The following is a 681-nucleotide window of genomic DNA, read 5'->3' on the forward strand; positions in this document are numbered from 1 at the left end:
CTCTGTAGCGAAGCGGCGCAAGTCGATATCGCGACCACCATCTCGTCCGGTTACATAGTGGTTAGTGTTGTCACGCACACCTTCACGCAGGGGATGAACATCAACGCCGATGTCGTAGTAACCCATGTCGGCCAGCCAGTCGACTACATCGCGGCCGCGATGGAAGCGGGCACAACGCGGCGCATCGCCCACTGCCAAAAATACCTTACGGCCGGCCAGGTGCAGGTCTTCAGCAATCTGTGCGCCTGATTGCCCAGAGCCAATAACCAGTACCGCCCCTTCGGGTAGCGCCTGCGGATTGCGGTATTGCTCCGAATGAAGCTGGGTAATTTCAGGCGACAGGCGTTCGGCCAATCGAGGGATGATTGGCGTGTGGTAGCCGCCGCTTGCGACGATCACCTGATCTGCCGTGAATTCGCCAATCGTAGTCGTGAGGAGATAGCCGCCCTCAGGCCGGGCCACCATGCGTTGCACTGCGCAACCTTCCCGTACCGGGGCATTGACCTTGGCAATAAAGCCGTCCAGGTAAGCCAGGATCTGATCCTTCTTCATGAAACCGTGCGGATCATCGCCGGTATAGGGATAACCGGGAAGGTCACATTGCCAGTTTGGTGTCACCAAGCAAAAAGCATCCCAGCGTTGATTACGCCAAGTATGAGTCAGACTGTGCTTTTCCAAGAC

Annotated in this window: 1 protein-coding gene; it reads right to left on the reverse strand. The window is 57.1% G+C overall.

Annotation, left to right across the window (positions count from 1 at the left end; genetic code table 11):
- Window positions 1-681 (reverse strand): NAD(P)-binding domain-containing protein (locus tag AC1DRJ_RS31175; RefSeq protein WP_477805496.1); only part of this gene is annotated, 681 nt, incomplete at both ends.

Source organism: Pseudomonas sp. P5_B2 (assembly GCF_056400445.1).